The organism is Azospirillum brasilense (assembly GCF_022023855.1).
Taxonomy (GTDB): Bacteria; Pseudomonadota; Alphaproteobacteria; order Azospirillales; family Azospirillaceae; genus Azospirillum; species Azospirillum brasilense_F.
This window is the reverse complement of the sequence record NZ_CP059449.1, coordinates 1172355-1196848: the sequence shown is the minus strand read 5'-3', so window position 1 is coordinate 1196848 and position 24494 is coordinate 1172355. Positions and strand designations below refer to the sequence as shown.

Below are 24494 nucleotides of genomic sequence, written 5' to 3'. Positions count from 1 at the left end.
AGTGCTGTCCAGTGCCGCGCGGCGGGCCGCCACCATCCCCTTGGCCATGCCCTTGCGCGCAACCGCCGATGCCCGCAATCAGGCGCGTTCAGAGGGCTTGACAGGCTCCCTCCGCATCACCATTATCCGCCGCACGCCGGTAACGGTGTGTGGGGCCGTAGCTCAGCTGGGAGAGCGACGCGTTCGCAATGCGTAGGTCGGGAGTTCGATCCTCCTCGGCTCCACCAATCACCCCCAAGACATTGATGCGACACAGGAATTCGCCCGAAAGCGGCGGAATTCCCCGCGGTGTGACACCGCCCTGTCGCACGCGGTGTCGGCCGATTCTTCCCCATTTTTTTAAACGTTCGCCGATCCGGTCCAAGCCTCAATGCCTGTGCACGTGGTGGGCATCCGGAAAGTGGGCGTGCCGGTGCCGCAGGCGCACGTGACGATGCCGGTGGGTGTGCGGCTCGGTCACCGGGCCATCGTGATGGTGCCGGTGGTGCTCGTCATGGACGTGCGGATGGTCGTGCTCCATCTCCTCGTGGTCATGCTCATGGTCGTGATCCTCGGTCAGGTGCAGCCAGACGCCGAGTCCCATCAGAGCCGAGGCCACAGCCAGCCCGACCGTCAGCGGCTCTCCGAAGATCACCAGGGAGGCGATGCCCCCGACGAAGGGGGCCGTCGAGAAATAGGCCCCGGTGCGGGCGGCGCCGATGTGGCGCAGGGCGACCACAAACAGCACGAGGCTGACGCCGTAGCCCAGCAACCCGACCAGCATCGCCGCCGCCGCGGTCAGCGCCGCGGGCGGGCCGTCGCCGAGCGCCAGGGCGATCCCGACATTGACGGTGCCGGCCACCAGCCCCTTGATCGTGGCGATGTCCACCGGGTCGGCCAGGGACACCTTGCGGGTCAGGTTGTTGTCCACCGCCCACATCAGACAGGCGGCGGCGACCGCGGCCGGTCCCCAACCGCCGTCCAGGCTGACCGTTCCGCCCCAGGACAGCACGACCGCCCCCGCCACGATGGCGATCATGCCGGCGACGAGCCGCCGGTCGACGCCCTCCCGGAAGACGAACCACGCCAGCAGGGCGGTGAACACCCCTTCCAGATTGAGCAGCAGCGAGGCGGTGGATGCCGGCGTCGCCGTCAGGCCGGCCATCAGCAGCACCGGCCCGGCAATACCCCCGGCAGCGACGGCGGCCAGCAGCCACAGCCATTCGGCACCGCGGAGGCCGCGTTCGCTGCGTTTTCGCGACCTTGTCAGCCCGCGGGCCAGCCGGACCAGCCCCAGCCCGATGCCGGAGCCGAGATACAGCAGGCCCGCCAGCATCCAGGGAGACAGGTCGTGGACCAGCAGCTTCGCCAGCGGCGTGCTGACGCCGAAGAGGACCGCGGCCAGGATGGCGGTCGTCGCGCCGGTTCGGAGCATGAGCGCCTCGCACGCCTGTTGAGTGAGGGAAGCGTTGCCCCCACCCTAACCCTCCCCCGCTTTCGCAGGGGAGGGGATGAAGGCTAACTCCGCGCCCGCAGGTAGGGGGTCATGCGCCACTCCGCGTAGCGGATCAGGCGCGAGGCGATGAAGTTCAGCAGCAGATAGATGCTGCCGGCCACGATGAACACCTCGAACACCGCGAAGCTCTGCGCGATGATCTTGCGGGCGATGCCGGTGATCTCCAACAGCGTGATGGTGCTGGCGAGCGAACTGGCCTTGACCATCAGGATCACCTCGTTGCCATACGCCGGCAGCATCTGGCGGATCGCCACCGGCATCACGATCCGGCGGAACAGCAGCGTGCGCGACATGCCGCAGGCCCGCGCTGCCTCGATCTGGCCCTGCGGCACCGACAGGATGGCGCCGCGCAGGATCTCGCTGGTGTAGGCGCCGGTGTTCAGCGTCAGCGCCAGGATCGCGCACCAGAAGGGCTCGCGCAGGTAGATCCACAGGAAGCTGCTGCGCACCAGCTCGAACTGGCCCATGCCGTAATAGATCAGGAAGATCTGCACGAGCAGCGGCGTGCCGCGGAACACGAAGACGTAGGCGGCCATCAGCCGCTCGGTGACGCGGTTGCCGTACAGCCGCAGCAGCGCCACCGCGAAGGCAACGCCCGCGCCGAACAGCAGCGCCAGCCCGACCAGTTGCAGGGTCACCGGCACGCCGCGCAGGAGGGTGGGCACGCTGTCCCACATCAGTTCCCAGTTCATGGGTCAGGCTCTCCGCACGCCGCGATTGGCGTAGCGCTCCGCCCGCTCGAACGCCACCGTGGAGACGGTGGTGAGCAGGAGGTAGAGCACCGCCGCGGTGGTGTAGAACAGGAACGGCTGGCGGGTCGACCCCGCCGCCACATGCGACACGCGCATGATCTCGGCCAGCGCCGTCACGGAGATCAGCGCCGTGTCCTTCAGGGTGAGCTGCCAGACGTTGCCAAGCCCCGGCAGGGCGTAGCGCAGGGTCTGCGGCACCAGGATGCGGCGCAGGATCAGCCAGCGCGACATGCCGCAGGCGCGCGCCGCCTCGATCTGGCCGTGGGGCACCGCCTGGACCGCGCCGCGGATCACCTCCGTTGAATAGGCGCCGGAGATCAGCCCGACCGCCAGCACGCCGATGGAGAAGGCGTTCAGCTCGATGTAGCCCTCGTAGCCGAAGACCCGGCCGACGGCCATGACCGCGCCGCTGCCGCCGAAGAACAGCAGGTAGATGACCAGCAGTTCGGGCACGCCGCGGACGACGGTGGTGTAGACCTCCGCCACGCCGGTGAGGGCAAGGTTGCGGCTGAGCTTCGCCGACGCGCCGAGCGAGCCGAAGACGAGGCCGAGGACGAAGGCCGACACCGACACGGCGACCGTCATCGCGGCCCCGCCCAGAAGCTGGCCGCCCCACCCGTTCGGGCCGAAGGAGAGAAGTTCGAACATGCGCTCCGAAATGGGCTCCGAAAGGGCTCCGAACCGGGTTCCCCTCCCCCCGCGACGGGGAGAGGGGACATCCCTTCACATGATGGCCGGTTGCTTGATCGACCGGTTACTTGATCGACCAGTTACTTGATCGAGATGTCGTAGCCGAAGTGCTGGGTGCTCAGCTTCGTGATGGTGCCATCCTGGTTGGCCTCGGCGATGGCCTTGTTGAACAGCTCCTTCAGGTCGCCGTCGGCCTTGCGCAGGCCCACGCCCACGCCCTTGCCCAGCACGCCGCGCGCGAAGGCCGGGCCGAACAGGGTCATGCCGTTGCCGGCGTCGGCCTTGAGGATGGCGTCCACCGCCGAACGGTCGCCGAAGATGGCGTCGACGCGGCCGGCGGCCATGTCGATGCCGGCGTTGTCCAGCTTGTCGTAGGTGCGGACCGCCACCTGCGGCAGAAGCTTCTCCATGAAGTTCGCCTGGATGGTCGAGGTCTGCACGCCGACCGTCTTGCCCTTCAGCGCGTCGGCCAGGGCGGCGATGGCGGCCTTCGGGTCGTCCTTGGACAGGTCGTAACGCTCGCCGGGGAAGGTCGCCTTGGCGAGCGGCGAATTCTTCATGGTGCCGAACATCGACGGCTCGGTGCCGTAGGGGCCGGCGAAGGCGATGACCTTCTCACGCTCGTCGGTGATCGACATGGCCGCCATGATGGCGTCGTACTTGCCCTGCTGGATGGCCGGGATCATGCCGTCCCAATCCTGGGCGACGATCTCGCACTCGGCCTTGATCCGCTTGCACAGTTCCAGGGCGAGGTCCGGCTCGAAGCCGACCAGCTTGCCCGACGGGTCCGTCGCGTTCCAGGGGGCGTAGGCGCCCTCGGTGGCGATGCGGATCTTCTTCCAGTCCTTGGCTTCGGCGGCGGTGCCGGCGACCGCCACAATGGCGCCGAGCGCCAGGGCCGCAACGATCTTCTTCACGGGAAAACCTCCTCTGTTCTGATGCCCTTATGGATGGCTCTTATGCTCGGGCAGGCTCTGAGGTTTACGGTTTTACAACGCCAGTCAAGGGAATTGAGCGGGCCGACTTCGCGCGACCGATTCAGCCGCCGCCGGACAGGTGGCGCGACAGGAACTGTCGCACGCGGTCCGTTTCCGGATTGACCAGAACCCGGTCGGGCGGCCCCCGTTCCTCGATGCGGCCCTGGTGGAGGAACACCACCTCCGACGCGACCTCGCGGGCGAAGCCCATCTCGTGCGTCACGAGAATCATGGTGTTGCCCTCCTCGGCGAGCTGGCGGATGACCAGCAGCACCTCGCCCACCAGCTCGGGGTCGAGCGCGGAGGTCGGCTCGTCGAACAGCATCACCTTGGGCTGCATGGCCAGCGCGCGGGCGATGGCGGCGCGCTGCTGCTGCCCGCCGGAGAGCTGCACCGGGTAGGACTCGGCCTTGGCCAGGATGCCCACCTTGTCCAGCAGCTTGCGGGCGCGGTCCACCGCCTCCGCCTTCGGGACGCCCAGCACATGGACCGGCGCCTCGATGACGTTCTCCAGGATGGTCATGTGGGTCCAGAGGTTGAAGCTCTGGAAAACCATGCCCAGCCGGGTGCGGATGCGGTCCACCTGCCGGGAATCGGCGGGGACGGTCTGGCCGCCGCGCGCCTTCTTCAGGCCGATGGCCTCGCCGCCGATGACGATCCGCCCCTCGTCCGGCACCTCCAGCATGTTGATGCAGCGCAGAAGCGTGCTCTTGCCGGAGCCGGAGGAGCCGATCAGCGTGATGACGTCGCCTTCGCGCGCGGTCAGGGAGACGCCCTTCAGCACCTCCAGCGGGCCGAAGCGCTTGTGGACATTCTCGACGAGGACGGCTTCGGGGGCGTGGGGATTCGTGGGCGGGTGTCGGTGCATGCGGGGCTTGTCGGCGGGGAGCGGTCTGGACCGGCCAACCATGGACGGTGCCGCTAGGCTAGACCGCCGGACAAACTCCCGCAACGCGGATTTTGCAGGCCCCGGGGCAACCGCGCGACGGGGTAAGCTGATGTGTTTTTCACCACAGCATCAGCACCAGAAGCTGCGGCGCCAGGATGCGCAGGCACATGGCCAGCGGGTAGACGGTGGCGTAGGCCAGCGCCGGCGCCTCAGACGCGACCACCGCGTTGGCGTAGGCGAGGCCCGGCGGGTTGGTCTGCGCCCCGGCCAGCACGCCGCAGATGCTGAGGAAGTTCAGCTTCATCACGCCGCGCGCCAGCAGCCCGGTCAGCAGCAGCGGCACCAGCGTGACCAGGACGCCCCAGGCCATCCAGGGCAGCCCGGCGCCGCTCGCCATCGTCTCGACGAAGCGGTCGCCCGACGCGATGCCCAGCACGGCGAGGAACAGGACGATGCCGATCTCGCGCAGGGCGAGGTTGGCGGCGGGCGGCATGAACCAGACCAGCGGCCCGATGTGGCCGATGCGTGCCAGCACGATGGCGACGATCAGCGGCCCGCCGGCCATGCCCAGCCGCAAGGGCGCCGGCATGCCCGGCAGGAACAGCGGGATGGCGCCCAGCAGCGCCCCCAGCGTGATGCCGACGAAGACCGGGATCATCTCCACCGTCTGCAGCCGCCGTTCGGAGTTGCCGATGATGCAGGCGGCCGCCTTGAGGTCGTCGGGCTTGCCGATCACCGTCAGGATGTCGCCGAACTGCAGCTTCAGCGCGGCGTTGGGCACCAGTTCCACCCCGGCGCGGTTGACGCGGCTGACCACCACGTCGCACGCCCCCTTGAGGTTCAGCGCGGCGATGGACTTGCCCAGCACCGGGTTGGCGGTGACGACGATGCGCTCCCAGCGCAGGTCGCTGCCCTTGGTGGTCAGCCGGACGTCGGCCTCCCGCCCCATCAGCAGGCGGACCTGCTCCAGCTTCGGGCGCGGGCCGACCACGTGCAGCACGTCACCCTCCTCCAGCCGGGTGTCCTCGCCGGGCACGCGGAGCTGGCCGCCGCGCAGCAGCCGCGACGCGCAGACCCCCAGGCTCGGCAGCAGGGTCAGGTCGCCCAGCCGCACCCCGCCCAGGGCCGGATTGGTGACGGCGATGTCCATGGTGTCGAGCGCCGCAACCTCGGCGCGCCGGGCGGCCTCGAAGGCCCTGGCCTCCTCCTGCGGGTCGATGCGGAAGACGATCCGCACCACCGCCATGGCCAGCAGGTTGCCGGCGATGCCGAAGGGGTAGGTGACGGCGAAGGCCAGACCGGGCAGGGCCATCACCGCGGCGTCGGCCCCGACCTCCTTCAGCACCTGCTGCGAGGCGGCCAGCGCCGGGGCGTTGGTCACCCCGCCCGCGAAGACGCCGAGGCCGGAGCCCAGCGGCACGAGGTCGAACAGCACCAGGAGGGCGGTCAGCAGGATGCTCGACCCGACCATCAGCAGCGCCAGCCCGTTCAGCGCCAGCCCGGACTTCTTCAGCGCCGCGAAGAAGCCGGGGCCGACCTGGATGCCGATGGTGTAGACGAACAGGATCAGGCCGAAGTCGCGGATGAACTCCATCATCTCGGGGTTCAGTGTCACCCCCGCCTGCTTGGCGAAGTGGCCGACCGCGATGCCCGCGAACAGCACGCCGCCGATGCCCAGCCCCACGCCGCGCAGCCGTATGTGCCCGAGCGCAAGCCCCAGGGCCGAGGTGATGCCCAGCATGAACACCACGCGCGCGATCGGCGGCATGGCCAGGAAGAGTTCGATGAGCGCGTGCATGGCCGCGTCTCCTCACGCGAGGACAGACCGCCCTGCTACCAGAGGAACAGGACGATCAACTGCGGCGCAAGGATACGCAGAAACATAACCATAGGGTAAACAGTGGCATAGGCGAGGGCGGGAGCCTCCGATGCGCTCATTGCGTTTGCAAATGCGAGCGCGGGCGGGTCCGTCATGCTGCCGGACAGCAGCCCGCAAATCGTCAGATAGTTCTGCCGGGCGAAGGCCCGCGCGATGAAGCCGACGACCAGCAGCGGGATCAGCGTCACCAGCACGCCGCAGCCGATCCACAGCAGCCCGTCGCCGTGCACCAGCGTCTCCACGAAGCGGTCGCCGGACATCAGCCCGACCACCGCCAGGAACAGGACGATGCCGATCTCGCGCAACGCCATGTTGGCGGCGGGCGGCATGAACCAGACCAGCGGCCCGATGTGGCCGACGCGCGCCAGCAGGATCGCCGCCACCAGCGGCCCGCCAGCCAGACCCAGCTTCAGCGGCGCCGGCATCCCTGGAATGTAGAAGGGGATGGAGCCGAGCAGCACGCCGAGCAGGATGCCGATGAAGACCGGCACGAACTCCACCTGCTGGAGTCGCCGCGCCGAGTTGCCCATCAGCGCCGCCACCCGCTGGAGGTCGGACGGCTTGCCGATGGCGGTCAGGATGTCGCCGAACTGGAGGTGCAGGGCCGGGCTCGGCACCAGCTCCACGCCCGCGCGGTTGACCCGGCTGACCACCACGTCGTAGGCGTCGGCGAGATCGAGCTGGCCGATGGCCTTGCCCAGCACATGCTCGTTGGTGACGACCAGCCGGTCCCAGCGCATGGCGGTGCCCTTGGTGGTCAGGGTGATCTCCGCGGCCTCGCCGAGCAGCCGCTTCGTCGCCTCCAGCTTGACCCGCGGCCCGACCAGATGCACGACGTCGCCGGCGCGCAGGCAGGTGTCCGGGTGCGGCACCTGGAGCCGCCCCTCGCGCAGCAGGCGGGACACCATCACCCCCTGGTCGCCGAACAGCTCCATGTCGCGCAGCGGCAGCCCCATGGCCGACCGGTTGCGCACGGCGACGTCCAGCGTCTCCAGCGTCTCCACCTGGGCGCGGCGCTTGCGTTCGAAGGCTTCGGCCTCCGCCGCCGGGTCGATGCGGAAGACGACGCGGATCAGCCCCATGGTGATGAGGATGCCGACGATGCCGAAGGGATAGGCGACGGCGTAGCCGAGGCTCGGCGTGTTGATCTCCGCCGTCGAGGCCCCGACCTCGCGCAGCATTTCCTGTGCCGCACCCAGCGACGGCGTGTTGGTCACGGCACCGGAGAAGATGCCCAGCACCGCCGGCAGCGGCACCCCGCCGATCTCGTGGATCGCCACCGCCACCAGCACCCCCAGACCGACCAGCGAGGCGGCCAGCAGGTTCAGCGTCAGGCCGGACTTCTTCAGGGCGGCGAAGAAGCCGGGGCCGACCTGCACGCCGATGGTGTAGACGAACAGGATCAGGCCGAACTCCCGCATGAAATGCAGGACGTGATGGTCGAAGGTCAGGCCCAGCGCCTTGGCGACATGCCCCGCGGCGATGCCGGCGAACAGCACCCCGCCGATGCCCAAGCCCACGCCGCGCAGCTTGATCTGCCCCAGCGCCAGCCCCGACGCCGCCACCACGCTGAGCATCAGCATGATACGGGCGATGTCGGGAAGGCCGTTGAACAGGTCGATCAGCACGGTCATGGCAGGCACCCGGTCCGGTTGAGCCGCGAAGGGCGAAGGCGCCTATGAATGCCCGCTCCGCTTCGCCCGGGCAATGCCCTGGAATGGAAAGGGACATTCATTGGATCAAAATTTCGCCACTTTCTGGCCCTAAACCGGACGGAGCCTTACGGCATCAAGTGGCTGGCCGGACCCGTGAACCCCTGCGGCCCGGCCCCTAAGCGACGATCAGGGCTCCGGTTCTCCGGCGCCCCCAGCCAGGCCCCGGCTGGATCGGCGGCCATCGCAAGAACCCCCTTGCGATGGCCGTTTCTTTTTGGGGCCGTTTCTGTTTGGCCCGACCATTTGTGAGGCCGTTTCTTTTTGGCACCCGGACGGGCTGTGCTATAGCTCCCCCCGCCCCGTACACCGCAAGAGCCCGCCCGCTGCCATGCCCGTTTTCGCCGGTTCCGCGCTGACCTGCCTCCGTGGCGACCGGCTGGTCTTCACTGGGCTGGACTTCCGGATTGCGCCGGGGGAGGCGCTGTTCCTGCTCGGCCCCAACGGCAGCGGCAAGTCCAGCCTGCTGCGCGTCATGGCCGGGCTGCTGAAGCCGATCCGCGGCCAGCTGTCCTGGGACGGCGTGCCGGTCTCCGACGATCCCGACGCCCACCGCGGCCGCATCCACTATGTCGGCCATCTCGACGCGGTGAAGCCGGTGCTGAGCGCGGTGGAGAATCTGTCCTTCTGGGCCACGCTGGGCGGCGCCGCCGACCCGCGGGGCAACGCGCTGAAGGCGCTGGACCGTCTGGGCGTGCCGCACATTGCCAACGTGCCGGGGCGCTACCTGTCGGCGGGGCAGAAGCGACGCCTGAACCTCGCCCGCATCATCGCCGCCCCCGCCGCCCTGTGGCTGCTCGACGAGCCGACCGTGGCGCTCGACCGCGCGGCGATCGCCCTGTTCGAGGAGATCATCGCGGAGCATCGGGCCGGCGGCGGCATGGTCGCCGTCTCCACCCATGTGGACATCGCCATGCCCGGCGCCGGCGAACTGCACCTCGACGAGTTCACCCCCGTCCCCCACGGCGAGGACGACGGGGGCGAGGACGACGACGTTTTGGAAGAGGAGGACGCGGCGTGACCCGCTTCCTGCGCCTGATCGGGCGCGACCTGCGGCTGGCGCTGCGCCAGGGGTCGGACGCCAGCATCGCCGTGATGTTCTTCGTTCTGTGCGTGGTGCTATTCCCCTTCGGCGTCGGGCCGGAGCCGAACATCCTTGCCCGCATCGCTGCCGGGGTGATCTGGGTGGCGGCCCTGCTCGCCTCGCTGCTGTCGCTGGAGCGGCTGTTCCAGAACGACTACGAGGACGGCTCGCTGGAGCTGCTGTCGCTGTCCACCCTGCCGATGGAGGCGGTGGTGCTGGCCAAGACGCTGGCCCACTGGCTGGTGACCGGCCTGCCGCTGATCGCCGCCGCCCCGCTTCTGGCGCTTCTGCTGAACATGGACGCGGAGGGCTTCGGGGTGCTGGTGCTGACCCTGCTGGTCGGCACGCCGATCCTCAGCCTGATCGGCAGCATCGGCGCCGCCCTGACGCTGGGCGCCCGGCGCGGCGGCGTGCTGCTGTCGCTGCTGATCCTGCCGCTCTACATCCCCGTGCTGATCTTCGGGGCCGGGGCCATCGACGCCGCACTGAACGGCCTGACTCCACGCCCGCATCTGCTGCTTCTGGGCGGCCTTCTGGCCGGCGCCCTGCCGCTCGCCCCCTGGGCCAGCGCCGCCGCCCTGCGTCAAGCGGTGGAGTAGGTCCGGTCCGTCAGCCCACCGTGTCGAGCCCGACGATCAGACCGCGCAGAGATAGGAAGCGGTCGGCAAGCTGAATGAAACGCCGGTCTGCCGTCACGACAGGAATGCCGAGCCGTCTTGCCAAGGCGAGATACAGACAATCATATACAGGATGGCCGAATTCCAGTGCCAGAACCTGCGCATCGTCCACAAGCTCCGCATCGCGATGAAAGACGAACGGCGCTCATTTGAGGTCGGCAAGCCCGGAAATGGCATCATAGCGGGGGAATTCCCCTTTTTGAACGCGGCGCCAGAGGATGTTGGCACACTCGACCAGAAGAAGTTCCGGCGCAAAGATGTTTCGGCCTTCCGCAACGGCTTCGGCAGCTGCACTGTCCGCTTCCGGCACAAGCCATTTCACGGCCACGCTGGCATCGAGAATGACCGCGCTGCCGATGTTCGGGGGCGGGGGCATCATTCACCCAGCCGCTCGGATCGCTCGTCCCGCATCTCCCTCAGGATATCAGCGCTGTCTGAAAACACCCGACCGCCATAAGCAGCCCGGCGCGCACGCATGCGCTCCCAGAAATCCTCATGGCTCCGGCGGACGGATTGGGCCAGCGTTTCGCGCACCTCCTCCTCCAGCGACCGGCCGGCGGCGCTGGCGCGGTCGGTCAGCGCCTTCAGAACCGAATCGTCGATGTCGCGCACGGTGATCATGCCCATGGCAGCCCCTCGGACTTTTTTGCCCATCCCACACCAACGTAGCATGGAAAGGCCGCGTCAACCCGTCGTACCGTCAGTGCGGCAGGCCGCCGCACCGTCCTGAAAACACCACGGTGTGCAGCCATGTTTCCTGACCAAGATCAAGGCGAAACCCCTCGCGCTGGGGCATCACTGAGCTTATATCGTCCGCAGCACGACCAGAGGCCCATAGGTCCTATGCATCGATTTGCAAATCCTGCCCGCTTCCAGCGCCTGTCGGCGGCGATCCTGCCCTGGACGGCGGGGGCGACCGTGATCCTGCTGATCGTCGGGCTCTACATCGCGCTGATCGGGTCACCCCGCGACTATCAGCAGGGCGACACCGTGCGGATCATGTACATCCATGTCCCCGCCGCCTGGATGAGCCTGTTCGTCTACGTCAACATGGCCATCGCCGCGGCCTGCGGTCTGGTGTGGAAGCATCCGCTGGCCGACCTGTTCGCCAAGGCCGCCGCCCCGGTCGGCGCCGGCTTCACCTTCATCTGCCTCGTCACCGGCTCGCTGTGGGGCGCGCCGATGTGGGGGACGTGGTGGGTGTGGGACGCGCGGCTGACCAGCGTGCTGATCCTGTTCTTCCTCTATCTGGGATACATGGCGCTGGTGAACGCCTTCGACGACCCGCAGCGCGGGACGCGGGCGGGCAACGTGCTGCTTCTTGTCGGCATCGTGAACGTGCCGATCATCAAATTCTCGGTGGACTGGTGGAACACCCTGCACCAACCGGCCAGCGTCATCCGCATGGGCGGACCGACCATCGACGGGTCCATGCTGGTCCCGCTGCTGGTCATGGCGCTGGGCTTCACCGCCTACTTCATCACGGTGGTCCTGCTGCGCCTGCGGGCGGAGATCGTGCAACGCAAGATCCAGACGATGCGCCTGACCGAGGCGCAGGGCTGAGGCACGGGAACAGGCTGGGCCGGAGGCAAGGATGGCAGAGTTTTTCGCGATGGGCGGCTACGCCGCGTATGTCTGGTCGTCCTACGCGCTGGCGGCGCTGGTGATGGTCGGCCTTCTGGTCGCCACGCTGAAGGCGCTGCGCGGCGCCGAGACGACCCTGAAGGCGCTGGAGGGCAGCCGCCCGCCACGGCGGCGCCGGGCGCGCAACGGAGCCGCGGCGTCGCCCGCGGCGGAGGTTGGTGAAGGATGACCCGCAAGAAACGGCGCCTCTACATGCTGGGCCTCGCCCTGCTGGGCCTTGGCGCAGCCACCGCCCTGACGCTGACGGCGTTCGAGGACAACATCGTCTTCTTCTTCAGCCCGACGCAGTTGCAGACCCAGGACATCGGCGACCGCAACTTCCGCCTGGGCGGCCTCGTCGAGGAAGGCAGCGTGAGCAAGATGCCCGACGGGGTGACGACGCAGTTCCGCGTCACCGACACGGTGCACACCGTGGCCGTCAGCTACCGCGGCCAGCTTCCCGACCTGTTCCGCGAGGGCCAGGGCGTCATCACGGAAGGCCGCATGATCAACGGCGTCTTCCAGGCGCGCGAGGTGCTGGCCAAGCACGACGAGAACTACATGCCGCCGGAGGTCGCCGCCGCGCTGAAGGAGGCGGAGCACTTCAAGGCGAACTCGAAGGAGCAGAAGCCCAGCTCGTGACGCTGGCGGCTTCTCCACTCCTCCTCATTCCGTTCTTTTAGGGAGCATCGGGCCCGTGATTCCCGAACTCGGCCATTACGCGCTGGTGCTGGCGCTGTTCGTGGCGCTGGTGCAGTCCGGCGTCCCCCTGGTCGGCGCCGCCACCGGCAACTCCGCCTGGATGGGCGTCGCCCGCCCCGCCGCCGTCGCGCAGTTGCTGCTGGTGCTGGTCGCCTACGGCGCCCTGACCTGGGCGCATGTGGTGTCGGACTTCAGCGTGTCGAACGTGGTCCAGAACAGCCACTCGATGAAGCCGATGCTCTACAAGGTGTCGGGCGTGTGGGGGAACCACGAAGGCTCGATGATGCTGTGGGTCGTCATGCTGACCGCGTTCGGCGCGGCGGTCGGCATCTTCGGGCGCAACCTGCCGCCCTCGCTGAAGGCCCGCGTCATCTCCGTCCAGGGCATGATCGGCGTCGGCTTCCTGCTGTTCATCCTGATCACCTCCAACCCCTTCATCCGCGTGGTTCCGGCGCCGCTCGACGGCAACGACCTGAACCCGCTGCTGCAGGACCCCGGCCTCGCCTTCCACCCGCCCTTCCTCTACGCGGGCTATGTCGGCTTCTCCATCGCCTTCTCCTTCGCGGTCGCCGCCCTGATCGAAGGGCGGGTGGACCCGGCCTGGGCGCGCTGGGTGCGTCCCTGGACGCTGGCCGCCTGGTCGACCCTGACCGCCGGCATCGCGCTCGGCTCATGGTGGGCCTATTACGAGTTGGGCTGGGGCGGCTGGTGGTACTGGGACCCGGTCGAGAACGCCTCCTTCATGCCCTGGCTGGCCGGCACCGCGCTGCTGCACTCCGCCATCGTGGTGGAGAAGCGTGACGCGCTGAAGACCTGGACCATCCTGCTGGCGATCATCACCTTCTCGCTGTCGCTGATGGGCACCTTCCTGGTGCGGTCAGGCATCCTGACCTCGGTCCACGCCTTCGCGGTGGACCCGGCGCGCGGCGTCTTCATCCTGGTCCTGCTGGCGATCGCCACCGGCGGCTCGCTGCTGCTCTACTCCGTGCGGGCGCCCAGCCTGAAGACCGGCGGCCTGTTCGCCCCGGTCAGCCGTGAGGGCTCGCTGGTGCTGAACAACCTGCTGCTGTCCACCGCGACGGCGACGGTCTTCATCGGCACGCTCTACCCGCTGTTCCTCGACGTGCTCGACCTCGGCAAGGTGTCGGTCGGCCCGCCCTTCTTCAACGCCACCTTCATCCCCGTCGCCATCCCGATGGTGATCGCCATGGTGGTCGGCCCCTTCCTGGCCTGGAAGCGCGCCGACCTGCTGGGCGCCCTGACCCGGCTGTGGACGGCGGGCGTGGCGACCGTGGCCTGCGTCGCCATCGCCGCCTACGTCACCAACGGCGGCGGGCCGCTGCTGGCGCTGGTCGGGGTCGCGCTCGCCGCCTGGGCCTTCTTCGGCTCGCTGGCCGAGTTCGCGGAGCGCATCCGCCTGTTCCGCATCCCGGTGAAGGACAGCTGGAACCGCGCGGTCAACCTGCCGCGCAGCGCCTGGGGCATGACCATCGCCCACGCCTCCATGGGCATCGCCATCGCCGGCATGACCGGCACCTCGGCCTGGCAGAGCGAGACCATCCAGGCGATGAAGCCGGGCGACAACGCCACGGTCGGCGCCTACGCCGTGCATTTCGACCGCGTCGGCACGATGCAGGGGCCGAACTACAGCGCCGAGCAGGGCGTCTTCACCGTCACCCGCGACGGCAAGCACATCGCCACCCTGACGCCGCAGCGCCGCAGCTACCCGGTCACCCGCATGACGACGACCGAGGCGGCGATCCACACCACCTGGCTGTCCGACGTCTATGTGGCGCTGGGCGACCCGACGCAGAACGGCACGGCCTGGACCGTGCGGCTGTACCACCACCCGCTGGTGCCGTGGATATGGATCGGCTCGCTGGGGATGATGCTGGGCGGGCTGGTCAGCCTGTCAGACCGCCGCTTCCGCGTCGGCGCCCCGGAGCGCCGCCGCGCCGCCAAGGGCAATCTTCAGCCCGCCGAGTAAGGACACGCTTCCGATGCGCCGCCTGATCTATCTGTTGCCGCTGCTGCTGTTCGTCGGTGTCGGCGTGGCCTTCCTGCGCGGGTTCGACCGCGACCCGCGCGACATCCCCTCCGCCCTGATCGACAAGCCGGCGCCGGAATTCTCGCTGCCGCCGCTGCCGGGCCACAAGGAAGGGCTGTCCAACGCGACGCTGAAGGGCGACGTCACGCTGGTGAACGTCTTCGCCTCCTGGTGCATCCCCTGTAAGGCCGAGCACCCGATCATCACCCGGCTGGCCCGCGAGCAGGGCGTGACGGTGCGCGGCATCAACCACAAGGACAAGGCGGAGGACGCCATCGCCTGGCTGAACCGCAACGGCGATCCCTACGCCAGCATCGGCGTCGACCTGGACGGCCGCGTGTCCATCGACTGGGGGGTCTACGGCGTGCCGGAGACCTTCCTGCTCGACCGCCAGGGCCGCATCCGCTTCAAGCATGTCGGCCCCCTGACCCCGCAGGTGGTCGAGGAGCAGATCCTGCCCATGGTCAAGCATCTGCGGAGCGCGTCGTGAGAGCCCTCCTTTCCGCGACCCTGACGGCCGCCCTGCTCGCCCTGAGTCCCGTCTCGGCCTCCGCCGTCCAGCCCGACGAGGTGCTGAAGGACCCGGCGCTGGAGGGCCGCGCGCGGGAGATCAGCAAGGATCTGCGCTGCCTCGTCTGCCAGAACCAGTCGATCGACGATTCCAACGCCCCGCTCGCCCGCGACCTGCGCGTGCTGGTCCGCGAGCGGCTGACCGCCGGCGACAGCAACCAGCAGGTGCTGAGCTTCGTCACCGACCGTTACGGCGACTATGTGCTGCTGCGCCCGCCCTTCAAGGCGACGACGCTGTTCCTGTGGATCGGTCCCTTCGTGATCCTGGCCATCGGCGGTGTCGCCACGGCCCTGTACCTGCGCGGGCGGAAAGGGGCTGCCGTTGCTGCGGGCGGCGACACCGCCCCGCTGACCGAGGACGAGCGGCGGCGCCTGGACGCCCTGCTCCGCAAGGACAAAGCCTGATGCTGTTCTGGATCGTCGCCGCTGCCCTGACAGCGGCCGTGGTGCTGCTGATCGTGCCGCCGCTGCTGAGGAAGCCCGAGGGCGCCGCCGAGGAGCGCGCCGCCTACGACCTTGAGGTCTACCGCGACCAGCTGGGCGAGCTGGAGCGCGACCAGGGCCGCGGTCTGATCAGCGAGGCGCAGGCCGCCGCCGCCCGCGCCGAGATCGGCCGCCGCATGCTGGCCATCGCCGACCGCGGCAAGGGATCGGCGAAGGGCAGCGCGAAAGGCAAGGCGCCCGCCGCCCGCGCCCCGCGCAGTGCGATGGCGCTGGCCGCCCTGCTGGCCGTTCTGCTGCCGCTCGGCACGCTGGCCGTCTACGGCAAGCTCGGCCGCCCGGAGCTGCCGGCCCAGCCGCTGGCCTCGCGCAACCTTGACCATGAGCGCGGCGGGCCGCCGAAGAACGTGCTGGCGGCGATGGACAAGCTGAAGGCCCAACTCGCCGAGACCCCCGACGACCCGCAGGGCTGGGCCATCCTCGGCCAAGCCTACGCCAAGATGGGCCGCCTGCCCGAAGCCGCCGACGCGCTGGGCAAGGCCGTGGCCCTGGCCGGCGACGATCTGGAGCTTCTCGGCAGCTACGGCGAGGTCCTGATCTCGGCCAACGGCGGCACCGTGCCGGACGAGGCCCGCAAGACCTTCGACCGTGTGCTGGCGAAGGACCCGACGGAGCCGCGCGCCCGCTTCTACGCCGCGCTGGCCCGCTTCCAGGCCGGCGACACCAAGGACGCTCTGGAACGCTGGAGTGCCCTGCTCGCCGAGTCCCACGCCGACGCCCCCTGGGTGCCGGTCGTCCGGACGCAGATCGCGGAGGCCGCCAAGGCGCTGAACCTCGACCCGGCCAAGGTGACGCCGGAGCCACTGCCCGCCCAGCAACAGCCGCCGGTCGCCCAAAACCAGGGCCAGAATCAGGGTCAGGGCCAAGCGCAAGGTCAGACCGAGGGCGAGGACCAGCAGCAGATGATCCGCGGCATGGTCGACGGGCTGGCCGCCCGGCTGGAGGCCAACCCGGACGACGTGGACGGCTGGCTGCGGCTGTCGCGCTCCTACGGCGTGATGGGCGAGTCGGCGAAGGCCATCGACGCCGCCCGCAAGGCGCGGGAGCGGGCGCCCACGCGGCCCGACGTGTTGGTTGCCTACGCCTCCGCCCTGTTGTCGGCGGAGCCGCGGAGCAGCAAGCCCGGTCCGATGCCGGAGGAGGCCGTCGCCTCGCTCCGTCAGGCGCTGGCGGCCGAACCCGACAACCGCGACGCGCTCTGGCTGCTCGGCCTGAACGCCGCCGGCGTCGGCCAGACCGCCGAGGCTACCGATCTCTGGACCCGCCTGCTGGCCCAGTTCAAGCCGGAGGAGCCCGAGTACACGCTGATTCGCGCCCGCCTCGAGTCGCTGAAGGCCGGCGGCTGATCCTCTCCCGAATGTCCCTTGCACCCTGGCCGGTCCGAAGAGCAGGATAGCGATGCACGCTGGGGTGGCGTTTCCGGCAATGGAGCGCCACCCGCAGGCCGATCCGCCAGGGACGCGACCGATTGCCCACCCACGCGCTCACCGCCAAAGGTCCCGCCACCGGCCCCGGCATGGCGGGAAAGCCGCTGGAGGCGGCCTTCTGGATGCTGGGGGCCGCCCTGTTCATCGCCATCGGCAACGCGATGATCCGCCACGTCAGCGGCGAGTTGCATCCCTTCGAGATCGTCTTCTTCCGCAACCTGTTCAGCCTGATGTTCATGCTGCCCTGGATCGCGGCGGTGGGGCTGGGGCGGCTGCGCACCGGGCGGGCGGGGCTGTACGCCTCACGCTCGGCGACCAGCCTGGTGGCGATGCTGTGCTGGTTCTACAGCGTCACCCACATGCCGTTGCCGGACGCCACGGCGCTCAGCTTCACCATTCCCCTTTTCGTCACCGCCGGAGCCGCGCTGTTCCTGAACGAGACGGTGCGGGCGCGGCGCTGGGCCGCCGTCCTGGTCGGGCTGGCCGGGGTGATGATCGTCGTCCGCCCCGGCGACACCACCCTGGACCCGGCGATCCTCGTCATGCTTCTGCATTGCGTCGCCGCCGCCGCCACCACGCTCCAGGTGCGGGCGCTGGCGACCTCCGACGGGGTGATGGTGGTGGTCGCCTACATGGGGCTGTTCCTGACCCCGATGGCGCTGGTGCCGGCCCTGTTCGTGTGGGAGTGGCCGAGCTGGACGGCACTCGGCTGGCTCGTCCTGCTGGGCGGCATCCTGACGCTGGGGCAATTGGCGATGACCCGCGCCTTCAAGCTGGCACCGGCTTCGGCGATGATGCCCTACGATTACGCCCGCCTGCCCTTCACCGCCCTGCTCGCCTGGCCGCTGTTCGGGGAGGCCATGGACCTGTGGGGCTGGGTCGGCGCCGGGGTGATCGCCGCCTCCGCCCTCTACACCGCGCACCGCGACGCCGCGCAGTCACGCGCGGAGCGGAGTGCGGCCAAGGCGTGAGCCGTCAATGCTCCGCGGCAGGCTTCATCTGCTGTTCCTTGCGCAGGGCGGCGCGTGCGCGATCCTCATGCTCGGGCTTCAGATTGCTCCGCACCGCATGGACGGCCGTGGCCAGAACCGCTGCGTCGTCCACGAAACCGACCGCGATCAGCCAGTCCGGGATCGAATCCGCGGGCAGCACGAAATAGGCCAGCGCCGCCATCAGGATCGCCTTCGCCTTGAAGGGAGTCTGCGGGTCGGTCGCGCAGAAGAAGGCGGCCAGCGCCTGCTCCAGGAAGGGAACGCGGTGCAGGTTGGCGCGCAGCGTGTTCCAGAAGCGGCGGCGGACGTAGCGCTCGTTCCGCTCCACGCGGACGGGATCAATGACGGTGGGCAAAGCGGCGGCGGCTTCGGTGGGTCCGTCGGTGGCGATCGGCATGGCTTTCCCTGGGCTCCCCCTGCACCGGCCGCCCTTCCCGGTGGACCGGGCGGGGCGGCCTGTTGCACAGTTGCGTGGAGTGACAACAGCGCAGACGCGCCAACGGTCCCGCCAAGGGTTCGACTACGGCCAAAGGGTCAGAAGGAGGAAACCGCCATGCCGATGAAGAAGGGCTACAAGGAGTTGCTGGCCGAAGCGAACGCCCGCATCGAGGCGATCACGCCACAGGAGGCGCTGTCGCTGCACGGTGACCCCGACGTGGTCTTCGTCGACATCCGTGACCCGCGCGAGCTGACGCGCGACGGCATGATTCCCGGCGCCTTCCCGGCCACCCGCGGCATGCTGGAATTCTGGGTGGACCCGGACAGCCCCTATCACAAGCCGGTCTTCGCGTCGGGCAAGCGCTTCGTCTTCTACTGCGCCAGCGGCTGGCGCTCGGCGCTCGCCACCGACACCGTGCAGTCGATGGGGCTGGAGAACGTCTGCCACCTCGAAGGCGGCTTCAAGGGCTGGAAGGAGGCCGGGCTGCCCGTCGCCATGCCGCCCGCCATGGAACGGAAGGGCAGCTGAATGGAACAAAGAGTCAGCCTGATCACTCTGGGCGTTGCCGACCTCGCTCGCAGCCGCCGCTTCTACGAGGAGGGGCTGGGCTGGACCCCCTCCCCGGTCAGCCAGAATGCCATCACCTTCTACCAGTTGGGTGGCGTGGCGCTCGCCCTGTTCGGGCGGGAGGCGCTGGCCGAGGACGCGCATCTGGCGGAGTCCGGCCCGACCTCGGGCTTCGGCGGCATCACGCTGGCCCACAACCTGCGCAGCAAGGCCGAGGTGGACGCCGTGATGGCCCAGGCCGAGCGGGCCGGCGGGCGCATCCTGAAGCCGGCGCAGGAGGTCTTCTGGGGCGGCTACAGCGGCTATTTCGCCGATCCGGACGGCCATCCCTGGGAGGTCGCCTGGAACCCCTTCGCTGCGCTGGGCGAGGACGGGAGCTTCAGGCTGGAAGGGTAAGCGGCACGTCGTCCATCTGCAATCTTTGATCGAAGATGCGGTGGAGGCATCTGACGCCGTTCGGAGCAGGACACCGTCATGACACCCATGACGGTGTCGTTCAAAAACGAGGAATGTTACTTTTTGACGAAATATATTTTCGTTAAAATGTAGACCAATATTAATATGTACCATCCACGATGCAATGACCTGCAACGTCAACGCATCGTGGAACCAGCCGATGTCTACGGTCAAAGCACGCCTTTTGGTTGCCCTCTCTGTTCTGTGCTTCTTTCTTTTCGCGATTGCGGCCACCGGCTGGCTGGCCCTTGGGCAGTCGCACCAGGGCATGGAGACGGTGTTCAAGGACCGCGTCGTCCCGCTGCGCGACCTGAAGGTCGTCTCCGATATGTTCGCCGTCAACATCGTCGACACCACGCACAAGGTGCGCGGCGGCGCCGAGACGTGGGAAGGCGGTCTCAAATCCATCGATGCCGCGCTCGGCGAGATCGCGACGCGCTGGTCGGCCTTCACGACCACTTCGATGAACGCCCGCGAAAAGGAGCTGGCGAACGAGGCCGAGCGCCACATGGGCAAGGCGCGCGCCGCCGCGACGACCGCCCGCGCGCTGATGCAGGCCAGGGATCAGGCCGCGCTCGACGCCTTCGCGGTGTCCACGCTCTACCCCAGCATCGACCCGGTGGCGGCGGCCGTCGGCAAGCTGGTCGACCTGCAGTTGAAGGAGGCCGAGGCCGAGTATGGGCGGACCAACGCCGCTTACGACGCCTCCCGCTGGATCTTGGGGATCGCGGTGCTGTTCGGCGTGATCGCCGCGGCCTTTGCCGTGACGACGACGCTGTTCCGCGTGGTCGGCCCGCTGCGCGCCATGGCCGAACTCATGCAGCGCCTCGCCAAGGGCGATCTCGGCATCACCGTCGACGGCACGGACCGGAAGGACGAGGTCGGCACGCTCGCCCGCTCGCTGGCGGTGTTCAAGGACTCCGCCGTCGCGAACCGCCGGATGGAGGAGGAGCAGCGCCAGGAGCAGGCTCGCAAGGAAGCCCGGCAAACGCTCGTGGAGACATACATCGTCGGCTTCGACAACACAGTTCACGCGACGCTGAAGATGCTGGCCTCCGCCGCCACCGAGATGCGCGCCACCGCGGAGTCCATGTCGTCCACCGCCGAGGAGACCAGCCGGCAGGCGTCGACGGTCGCTGCCGCGTCGGAGCAGGCGACCACCAACGTCCAGGCGGTCGCCGGGGCCACCGAGGAGCTGTCCGCCTCCATCACCGAGATCGGCCGCCACGTCGCGACCTCCACCACCATCGCCGGCAACGCCGTGGAGGAGGCCGCCCGCACCGACCGGACGGTCCAGGGGCTGGCGGAGGCCGGTCAGAAGATCGGCGAGGTGGTCGGGCTCATCAAGGCCATCGCCGACCAGACCAACCTGCTGGCGCTCAACGCCACCATCGAGGCCGCGCGCGCCGGGGAGGCCGGAAAGGGCTTCGCCGTGGTGGCCTCGGAGGTCAAGTCGCTGGCCAACCAGACGGCCAAGGCGACCGAGGAGATCGCCACCCAGATCCAGACGATCCAGGGCGTGACCACCGAAACCGTCCGCGCCATCAAGATCATCGGCGGGACGATCGGCGAGATCAACGGCATCGCCACCACCATCGCCGCCGCGGTGGAGGAGCAGGGCGCGGCCACGGGAGAGATCGCCCGCAACGTCCAGCAGGCCGCCCACGGCACGACGGAGGTGTCGGGCAGCATCGTCCAGGTCCATCAGGCCGCGGTGGAGACCGGGTCGGCCGCTTCCCAGGTGCTGTCGTCCGCCGAGGAACTCAGCCGGCAGGCGGAAACGCTCCGCCTGGAGGTCGAGCGCTTCCTCGTCAACATCCGGGCGGCGTGAGCGCCGCCCCACGGCCATTCCCAAAACGAAACGAGGGGGCCCAAGCCCCCTCGTTCCACATCCGCAACGGGTCTCGCGCTTACTTGACGTTCGCGCGGGCCATGGCGCCCAGACGCAGGCGGAGCGCGTTCAGCTTGATGAAGCCTTCCGCGTCCTTCTGGTTGTAGACGCTGTCTTCCTCGAACGTCACATAGTCCATGCGGTAGAGGCTGTTCGGCGACTTGCGGCCGACGACCGTGACGTTGCCCTTGAACAGCTTCAGGCGGACCACGCCGTTCACCGGCTCCTGGGTCTGGTCGATCAGGGCCTGGAGCGCCAGACGCTCCGGGCTGAACCAGTAGCCGCAGTAGATCAGCTCGGCGTAGCGCGGCATCAACTCATCCTTCAGATGGCCGGCGCCGCGGTCGAGCGTGATGCTCTCCATCGCGCGGTGAGCGGCCAGCAGGATGGTGCCGCCCGGCGTCTCGTACACGCCGCGCGACTTCATGCCGACATAGCGGTTCTCGACGAGGTCGAGGCGGCCGATGCCGTTCTCGCCGCCCAGGCGGTTCAGCTCGGTCAGCAGGGCCGCCGGGGACAGGGCCTTGCCGTCGATGGCCACGGCGTCGCCGCGCTTGAACTCGACCTCGACGTAGGTCGGGGTGTCCGGGGCCTTCTCCAGGGCGACGGAGCGGGTGTACATGTCCTCGAACGGCTCGACCCACGGGTCCTCCAGCGCCTTCCCCTCGTAGGAGATGTGCAGGAGGTTGGCGTCGGTCGAGTACGGGGCCTCGCCGCGCTTGTCCTTGGCGATCGGGATCTGGTTCTTCTCGGCGTAGTCGATCAGCCGGGTCCGGCTGTTCAGATCCCACTCGCGCCACGGGGCGATGATCTTGATGTCCGGGCGGAGCGCGTAGTAGCCCAGCTCGAAGCGGACCTGATCGTTGCCCTTGCCGGTGGCGCCGTGGGCCACGGCGTCGGCGCCGACCTGGTTGGCGATCTCGATCTGGCGCTTGGCGATCAGCGGCCGCGCGATCGAGGTGCCGAGCAGGTAGGTGCCCTCATAGAGGGTGTTGGCGCGGAACATCGGGAACACGAAGTCCCGCACGAATTCCTCGCGCAGGTCATCGATGAAGATGTTTTCCGGCTTGATGCCCAGAAGCTCGGCCTTCTTGCGCGCCGGCTCCAGCTCCTCGCCCTGGCCGAGGTCGGCGGTGAAGGTCACCACCTCGCATTGATAGGTTTCCTGAAGCCACTTCAGGATCACCGAGGTGTCGAGGCCGCCCGAATAGGCGAGCACCACTTTCTTGATCTGTTTGCCGGACGCACCGCTCATGGGACTACTCACGCGGGTGGGGAAAAATATCGGTGCCGGACAGTAGCCCTACGGCAGGAGCGAATCAATCGGTCCCGCTCAATCCGTTCCGGCGTCGGCCGCAACGGTGCTCTCCGCGGCGGGGCGGGCGGGCGCCCGGTCCACGAAGGGCCAGCGGATGTAGGCGTAGAGCCACATCGCCAGGATGTCCGCCCCGTTGATCAGCAGGACCAGCGCCCACAGCGGGCTGCGCCCGCCCTTGGCCAGCACCCAACCGCCGAAGATCAGCTTCAGCATCAGCAGGATCGCCATGACGAGGTTGGCCGTCCACGGGTCGGTGGACATGATCGCCGCCCAGGGCTGCCAATAGACGGCGTTGAGCAGGGCCACGACGGAATCGAGCATCTCCATCACGCGGCCCTCCGCGCCTTGCGCGGCCGCGCCGGCCCGTCGACCAGGACCCGCGCCGGCCAGCGCCGCACCGTCAGCAGGCCCAGCACGCCGACCAGCCCGATCACCGGCACGAAGATCACCAGCGCCCACCAGGGCGAGAAGCCCGCCCGGCGGAAGATGCGCATCAGCGGCCAGACCGCCGCCGCGTTGAACAGGAACAGGATCAGGCCGGGATCGACGGCGAACTCAGGCACGGAGCACTCCCAGGGATAATTCCGGCCTTATCCGGCCAGCGCCGCGTCCTTCTCGGCCAGCACCTTCTCGATGGCGGCGCGGTCGGCAGCGGACAGGCGGACGGACGCGCTCTTCAACTGGCCGCAGGCGGCCATGATGTCCTCGCCGCGGGTGGTGCGGACGGGGCTGGCGTAGCCGGCGTTGTTGACGATATCGCCGAAGACCTGGATCGCCCGGTCGGCCGAACGCTCGTAGGGTGCGCCCGGCCAGGGGTTGAAGGGGATCAGGTTGATCTTCGACGGGATGCCCTCCAGCAACTTGACCAGGGCGCGGGCGTCCGCCGGGCTGTCGTTGATGCCCTTCAGCATCACGTATTCGAAGGTGATGCGCCGCGCGTTGTTCAGGCCGGGGTAATTGCGGCAGGCGTCCATCAGCTCCTTCAGCGGATATTTCCGGTTAATGGGCATGATGATGTCGCGCAGCTCGTCCGTCACGGCGTGCAGGCTGACGGCGAGGTTGACGTTCAGCTCCTCGCCGCAGCGCTTCATGGCCGGGACGACGCCGGAGGTCGAAAGCGTGATGCGGCGCTTCGAGATCGAGATCCCGTCGCCGTCCATAACGATCTTCAGCGCCTTGGCGACGTTCTCGTAGTTAAAGAGCGGCTCCCCCATCCCCATCATGACGATGTTGGAGATCATCCGCCCGTCCGGCGGCGCCGGCCATTCGCCGAGCGCGTCGCGGGCCAGCATGACCTGCGCCACGATCTCCGAGGCGTCGAGGTTGCGCACCAGACGCTGCGTGCCGGTGTGGCAGAAGCGGCAGGTCAGCGTGCAGCCGACCTGCGAGGAGACGCAGAGCGTGCCGCGGTCCTCCTCAGGGATGTGGACGCTCTCCACCTCCTGGCCGTCGGGCATACGCAGCAGCCACTTGCGCGTGCCGTCCACCGACTTCAGGTCGCGCACGACCGTCGGGCGGGCCACGGCGTAGCTTTCCGCCAACTTCTCGCGCACCGGCTTGGCGAGCGTGGTCATCACCGCGAAGTCGGTGGCTCCGCGGTGGTAGATCCAGTGCCAGAGCTGGCGGGCCCGGAATTTCTCCAGGCCGACGGACAGCATTTCGGCTTCCAGCTCGTCGCGGGACAGGCCGACAAGGTTCTTGCGCCCGTCAGCGTCGGTCGCCGGCAGGGCAAAGGCAGCAGCATGGTTGGAGGCGCTCATGGCCCCCTAAATAGGGCCACGAGCGTCCGGAGTCAAAAGACGAAAC

Annotated in this window: 28 protein-coding genes and 1 tRNA gene; 14 read left to right on the top strand and 15 right to left on the bottom strand. The window is 68.7% G+C overall.

Annotated elements, in window-relative coordinates; translation table 11 throughout:
- Nucleotides 1-151 precede the first annotated feature (151 nt).
- Nucleotides 152-227 (top strand) — tRNA-Ala (locus H1Q64_RS05705).
- 140 nt (nt 228-367) lie between these two features.
- Here H1Q64_RS05705 and H1Q64_RS05700 read toward each other — a convergent pair.
- From H1Q64_RS05700 to H1Q64_RS05670, 7 genes are all read right to left on the bottom strand, one after another.
- On the bottom strand, nt 368-1414 hold the full coding sequence (locus tag H1Q64_RS05700) for a DMT family transporter (protein WP_237904728.1): 1047 nt from the start codon (nt 1412-1414) through the stop codon (nt 368-370).
- A gap of 83 nt (nt 1415-1497) precedes the next feature.
- A complete protein-coding gene (locus H1Q64_RS05695; RefSeq protein ID WP_137103661.1) occupies nt 1498-2187 on the bottom strand; it encodes an ABC transporter permease in 690 nt (229 codons plus the stop codon).
- Between the two features lie 3 nt (nt 2188-2190).
- On the bottom strand, nt 2191-2895 hold the full coding sequence (locus tag H1Q64_RS05690) for an ABC transporter permease (protein WP_014238679.1): 705 nt from the start codon (nt 2893-2895) through the stop codon (nt 2191-2193).
- A 122-nt stretch (nt 2896-3017) separates the two neighbouring features.
- Nucleotides 3018-3854 carry a transporter substrate-binding domain-containing protein gene (locus tag H1Q64_RS05685; protein WP_200475413.1) on the bottom strand — a complete coding sequence of 279 codons (837 nt, stop codon included), beginning with the start codon at nt 3852-3854 and terminating at the stop codon, nt 3018-3020.
- Nucleotides 3855-3975: 121 nt separating this feature from the next.
- A complete protein-coding gene (locus H1Q64_RS05680) occupies nt 3976-4782 on the bottom strand; it encodes an ABC transporter ATP-binding protein (protein ID WP_237904727.1) in 807 nt (268 codons plus the stop codon).
- A 139-nt stretch (nt 4783-4921) separates the two neighbouring features.
- Nucleotides 4922-6601, bottom strand: a complete 1680-nt coding sequence (locus H1Q64_RS05675) for a putative transporter (RefSeq protein WP_237904726.1) — start codon at nt 6599-6601, stop codon at nt 4922-4924.
- A gap of 35 nt (nt 6602-6636) precedes the next feature.
- Nucleotides 6637-8316: a putative transporter gene (locus H1Q64_RS05670; RefSeq protein ID WP_237904725.1), complete on the bottom strand. Its 1680-nt coding sequence runs from the start codon at nt 8314-8316 to the stop codon at nt 6637-6639.
- A gap of 409 nt (nt 8317-8725) precedes the next feature.
- On the opposite strand from H1Q64_RS05670, the gene ccmA reads away from it, so the two are divergent.
- Together ccmA and ccmB are read left to right on the top strand one after the other, a co-directional pair.
- Nucleotides 8726-9415 carry a heme ABC exporter ATP-binding protein CcmA gene (gene ccmA, locus H1Q64_RS05665; protein WP_237904724.1) on the top strand — a complete coding sequence of 230 codons (690 nt, stop codon included), beginning with the start codon at nt 8726-8728 and terminating at the stop codon, nt 9413-9415.
- Complete coding sequence (gene ccmB / locus H1Q64_RS05660) at nt 9412-10077, top strand: heme exporter protein CcmB (protein WP_014238686.1); 666 nt, start codon at nt 9412-9414, stop codon at nt 10075-10077. Before ccmA ends, ccmB begins: the two co-directional genes overlap by 4 nt.
- Before the next feature lie 10 nt (nt 10078-10087).
- On the opposite strand, the gene H1Q64_RS05655 is transcribed toward ccmB, so the two are convergent.
- From H1Q64_RS05655 to H1Q64_RS05645, 3 genes are read right to left on the bottom strand one after another with little or no spacing between them, the layout of a single operon-like run.
- The gene (locus H1Q64_RS05655) at nt 10088-10267 is read right to left on the bottom strand and encodes a type II toxin-antitoxin system VapC family toxin (RefSeq protein WP_237904723.1); all 180 of its coding nucleotides are present in this window, start codon (nt 10265-10267) and stop codon (nt 10088-10090) included.
- A gap of 33 nt (nt 10268-10300) precedes the next feature.
- Nucleotides 10301-10534 carry a type II toxin-antitoxin system VapC family toxin gene (locus tag H1Q64_RS05650; protein WP_237904722.1) on the bottom strand — a complete coding sequence of 78 codons (234 nt, stop codon included), beginning with the start codon at nt 10532-10534 and terminating at the stop codon, nt 10301-10303.
- Nucleotides 10531-10782 carry a FitA-like ribbon-helix-helix domain-containing protein gene (locus H1Q64_RS05645; RefSeq protein ID WP_237904721.1) on the bottom strand — a complete coding sequence of 84 codons (252 nt, stop codon included), beginning with the start codon at nt 10780-10782 and terminating at the stop codon, nt 10531-10533. The genes H1Q64_RS05650 and H1Q64_RS05645 overlap by 4 nt, the downstream gene beginning before the upstream one ends.
- A gap of 216 nt (nt 10783-10998) precedes the next feature.
- Here H1Q64_RS05645 and H1Q64_RS05640 point away from each other — a divergent pair, with 216 nt between their 5' ends.
- The 8 genes from H1Q64_RS05640 (at nt 10999) to H1Q64_RS05605 (ending at nt 17996) form a co-directional block, all read left to right on the top strand.
- The gene (locus H1Q64_RS05640) at nt 10999-11718 is read left to right on the top strand and encodes a heme ABC transporter permease (protein WP_137103663.1); all 720 of its coding nucleotides are present in this window, start codon (nt 10999-11001) and stop codon (nt 11716-11718) included.
- A 31-nt stretch (nt 11719-11749) separates the two neighbouring features.
- Complete coding sequence (gene ccmD, locus H1Q64_RS05635; protein ID WP_035669739.1) at nt 11750-11968, top strand: heme exporter protein CcmD; 219 nt, start codon at nt 11750-11752, stop codon at nt 11966-11968.
- Nucleotides 11965-12420, top strand: coding sequence for a cytochrome c maturation protein CcmE (gene ccmE, locus H1Q64_RS05630; protein ID WP_038525715.1), 456 nt, complete (start codon nt 11965-11967; stop codon nt 12418-12420). The genes ccmD and ccmE overlap by 4 nt, the downstream gene beginning before the upstream one ends.
- Before the next feature lie 55 nt (nt 12421-12475).
- Nucleotides 12476-14467: a heme lyase CcmF/NrfE family subunit gene (locus H1Q64_RS05625; RefSeq protein WP_237904720.1), complete on the top strand. Its 1992-nt coding sequence runs from the start codon at nt 12476-12478 to the stop codon at nt 14465-14467.
- 13 nt (nt 14468-14480) lie between these two features.
- Nucleotides 14481-15017, top strand: coding sequence for a DsbE family thiol:disulfide interchange protein (locus tag H1Q64_RS05620; RefSeq protein ID WP_014238694.1), 537 nt, complete (start codon nt 14481-14483; stop codon nt 15015-15017).
- Nucleotides 15014-15502 (top strand): cytochrome c-type biogenesis protein, encoded by a 489-nt coding sequence (locus H1Q64_RS05615; protein ID WP_237904719.1) that lies wholly within the window; start codon nt 15014-15016, stop codon nt 15500-15502. The genes H1Q64_RS05620 and H1Q64_RS05615 overlap by 4 nt, the downstream gene beginning before the upstream one ends.
- Nucleotides 15502-16944, top strand: coding sequence for a c-type cytochrome biogenesis protein CcmI (gene ccmI, locus H1Q64_RS05610; RefSeq protein WP_237904718.1), 1443 nt, complete (start codon nt 15502-15504; stop codon nt 16942-16944). Before H1Q64_RS05615 ends, ccmI begins: the two co-directional genes overlap by 1 nt.
- A 122-nt stretch (nt 16945-17066) precedes the next feature.
- Nucleotides 17067-17996, top strand: coding sequence for a DMT family transporter (locus H1Q64_RS05605; RefSeq protein ID WP_237904717.1), 930 nt, complete (start codon nt 17067-17069; stop codon nt 17994-17996).
- A gap of 4 nt (nt 17997-18000) precedes the next feature.
- Here H1Q64_RS05605 and H1Q64_RS05600 read toward each other — a convergent pair whose 3' ends face one another.
- Complete coding sequence (locus H1Q64_RS05600; RefSeq protein ID WP_237904716.1) at nt 18001-18414, bottom strand: YkvA family protein; 414 nt, start codon at nt 18412-18414, stop codon at nt 18001-18003.
- Between the two features lie 156 nt (nt 18415-18570).
- Between H1Q64_RS05600 and H1Q64_RS05595 the strand changes: the two genes are divergently transcribed.
- The 3 genes from H1Q64_RS05595 to H1Q64_RS05585 all read left to right on the top strand — a co-directional run bounded on the left by H1Q64_RS05595 (nt 18571) and on the right by H1Q64_RS05585 (nt 21310).
- Complete coding sequence (locus H1Q64_RS05595; protein WP_237904715.1) at nt 18571-18984, top strand: rhodanese-like domain-containing protein; 414 nt, start codon at nt 18571-18573, stop codon at nt 18982-18984.
- Nucleotides 18985-19419, top strand: a complete 435-nt coding sequence (locus H1Q64_RS05590; RefSeq protein WP_237904714.1) for a VOC family protein — start codon at nt 18985-18987, stop codon at nt 19417-19419. It abuts the gene before it with no gap.
- Nucleotides 19420-19639: 220 nt separating this feature from the next.
- Complete coding sequence (locus H1Q64_RS05585; protein ID WP_237904713.1) at nt 19640-21310, top strand: methyl-accepting chemotaxis protein; 1671 nt, start codon at nt 19640-19642, stop codon at nt 21308-21310.
- A 79-nt stretch (nt 21311-21389) separates the two neighbouring features.
- On the opposite strand, the gene H1Q64_RS05580 is transcribed toward H1Q64_RS05585, so the two are convergent.
- From H1Q64_RS05580 to rlmN, 4 genes are all read right to left on the bottom strand, one after another.
- The gene (locus H1Q64_RS05580; RefSeq protein WP_237904712.1) at nt 21390-22625 is read right to left on the bottom strand and encodes an argininosuccinate synthase; all 1236 of its coding nucleotides are present in this window, start codon (nt 22623-22625) and stop codon (nt 21390-21392) included.
- Between the two features lie 78 nt (nt 22626-22703).
- Nucleotides 22704-23015 carry a hypothetical protein gene (locus H1Q64_RS05575; RefSeq protein WP_114857868.1) on the bottom strand — a complete coding sequence of 104 codons (312 nt, stop codon included), beginning with the start codon at nt 23013-23015 and terminating at the stop codon, nt 22704-22706.
- Nucleotides 23015-23251 (bottom strand): hypothetical protein, encoded by a 237-nt coding sequence (locus tag H1Q64_RS05570; protein WP_014238704.1) that lies wholly within the window; start codon nt 23249-23251, stop codon nt 23015-23017. The genes H1Q64_RS05575 and H1Q64_RS05570 overlap by 1 nt, the downstream gene beginning before the upstream one ends.
- Before the next feature lie 27 nt (nt 23252-23278).
- A complete protein-coding gene (gene rlmN / locus H1Q64_RS05565; RefSeq protein WP_237904711.1) occupies nt 23279-24448 on the bottom strand; it encodes a 23S rRNA (adenine(2503)-C(2))-methyltransferase RlmN in 1170 nt (389 codons plus the stop codon).
- Nucleotides 24449-24494: the final 46 nt, after the last annotated feature.

Bases quoted from the DNA above. Each gene is read 5' to 3' on its own strand.
- H1Q64_RS05700 (WP_237904728.1), bottom strand. From the start codon at position 1,414: ATGCTCCGAACCGGCGCGACGACCGCCATCCTGGCCGCGGTCCTCTTC.
- H1Q64_RS05695 (WP_137103661.1), bottom strand. From the start codon at position 2,187: ATGAACTGGGAACTGATGTGGGACAGCGTGCCCACCCTCCTGCGCGGC.
- H1Q64_RS05690 (WP_014238679.1), bottom strand. From the start codon at position 2,895: ATGTTCGAACTTCTCTCCTTCGGCCCGAACGGGTGGGGCGGCCAGCTT.
- H1Q64_RS05680 (WP_237904727.1), bottom strand. From the start codon at position 4,782: ATGCACCGACACCCGCCCACGAATCCCCACGCCCCCGAAGCCGTCCTC.
- H1Q64_RS05675 (WP_237904726.1), bottom strand. From the start codon at position 6,601: ATGCACGCGCTCATCGAACTCTTCCTGGCCATGCCGCCGATCGCGCGC.
- H1Q64_RS05670 (WP_237904725.1), bottom strand. From the start codon at position 8,316: ATGACCGTGCTGATCGACCTGTTCAACGGCCTTCCCGACATCGCCCGT.
- ccmA (WP_237904724.1), top strand. From the start codon at position 8,726: ATGCCCGTTTTCGCCGGTTCCGCGCTGACCTGCCTCCGTGGCGACCGG.
- H1Q64_RS05650 (WP_237904722.1), bottom strand. From the start codon at position 10,534: ATGATGCCCCCGCCCCCGAACATCGGCAGCGCGGTCATTCTCGATGCC.
- H1Q64_RS05645 (WP_237904721.1), bottom strand. From the start codon at position 10,782: ATGGGCATGATCACCGTGCGCGACATCGACGATTCGGTTCTGAAGGCG.
- H1Q64_RS05640 (WP_137103663.1), top strand. From the start codon at position 10,999: ATGCATCGATTTGCAAATCCTGCCCGCTTCCAGCGCCTGTCGGCGGCG.
- ccmD (WP_035669739.1), top strand. From the start codon at position 11,750: ATGGCAGAGTTTTTCGCGATGGGCGGCTACGCCGCGTATGTCTGGTCG.
- ccmE (WP_038525715.1), top strand. From the start codon at position 11,965: ATGACCCGCAAGAAACGGCGCCTCTACATGCTGGGCCTCGCCCTGCTG.
- H1Q64_RS05620 (WP_014238694.1), top strand. From the start codon at position 14,481: ATGCGCCGCCTGATCTATCTGTTGCCGCTGCTGCTGTTCGTCGGTGTC.
- ccmI (WP_237904718.1), top strand. From the start codon at position 15,502: ATGCTGTTCTGGATCGTCGCCGCTGCCCTGACAGCGGCCGTGGTGCTG.
- H1Q64_RS05600 (WP_237904716.1), bottom strand. From the start codon at position 18,414: ATGCCGATCGCCACCGACGGACCCACCGAAGCCGCCGCCGCTTTGCCC.
- H1Q64_RS05595 (WP_237904715.1), top strand. From the start codon at position 18,571: ATGCCGATGAAGAAGGGCTACAAGGAGTTGCTGGCCGAAGCGAACGCC.
- H1Q64_RS05590 (WP_237904714.1), top strand. From the start codon at position 18,985: ATGGAACAAAGAGTCAGCCTGATCACTCTGGGCGTTGCCGACCTCGCT.
- H1Q64_RS05585 (WP_237904713.1), top strand. From the start codon at position 19,640: ATGTCTACGGTCAAAGCACGCCTTTTGGTTGCCCTCTCTGTTCTGTGC.
- H1Q64_RS05580 (WP_237904712.1), bottom strand. From the start codon at position 22,625: ATGAGCGGTGCGTCCGGCAAACAGATCAAGAAAGTGGTGCTCGCCTAT.
- H1Q64_RS05575 (WP_114857868.1), bottom strand. From the start codon at position 23,015: ATGGAGATGCTCGATTCCGTCGTGGCCCTGCTCAACGCCGTCTATTGG.
- rlmN (WP_237904711.1), bottom strand. From the start codon at position 24,448: ATGAGCGCCTCCAACCATGCTGCTGCCTTTGCCCTGCCGGCGACCGAC.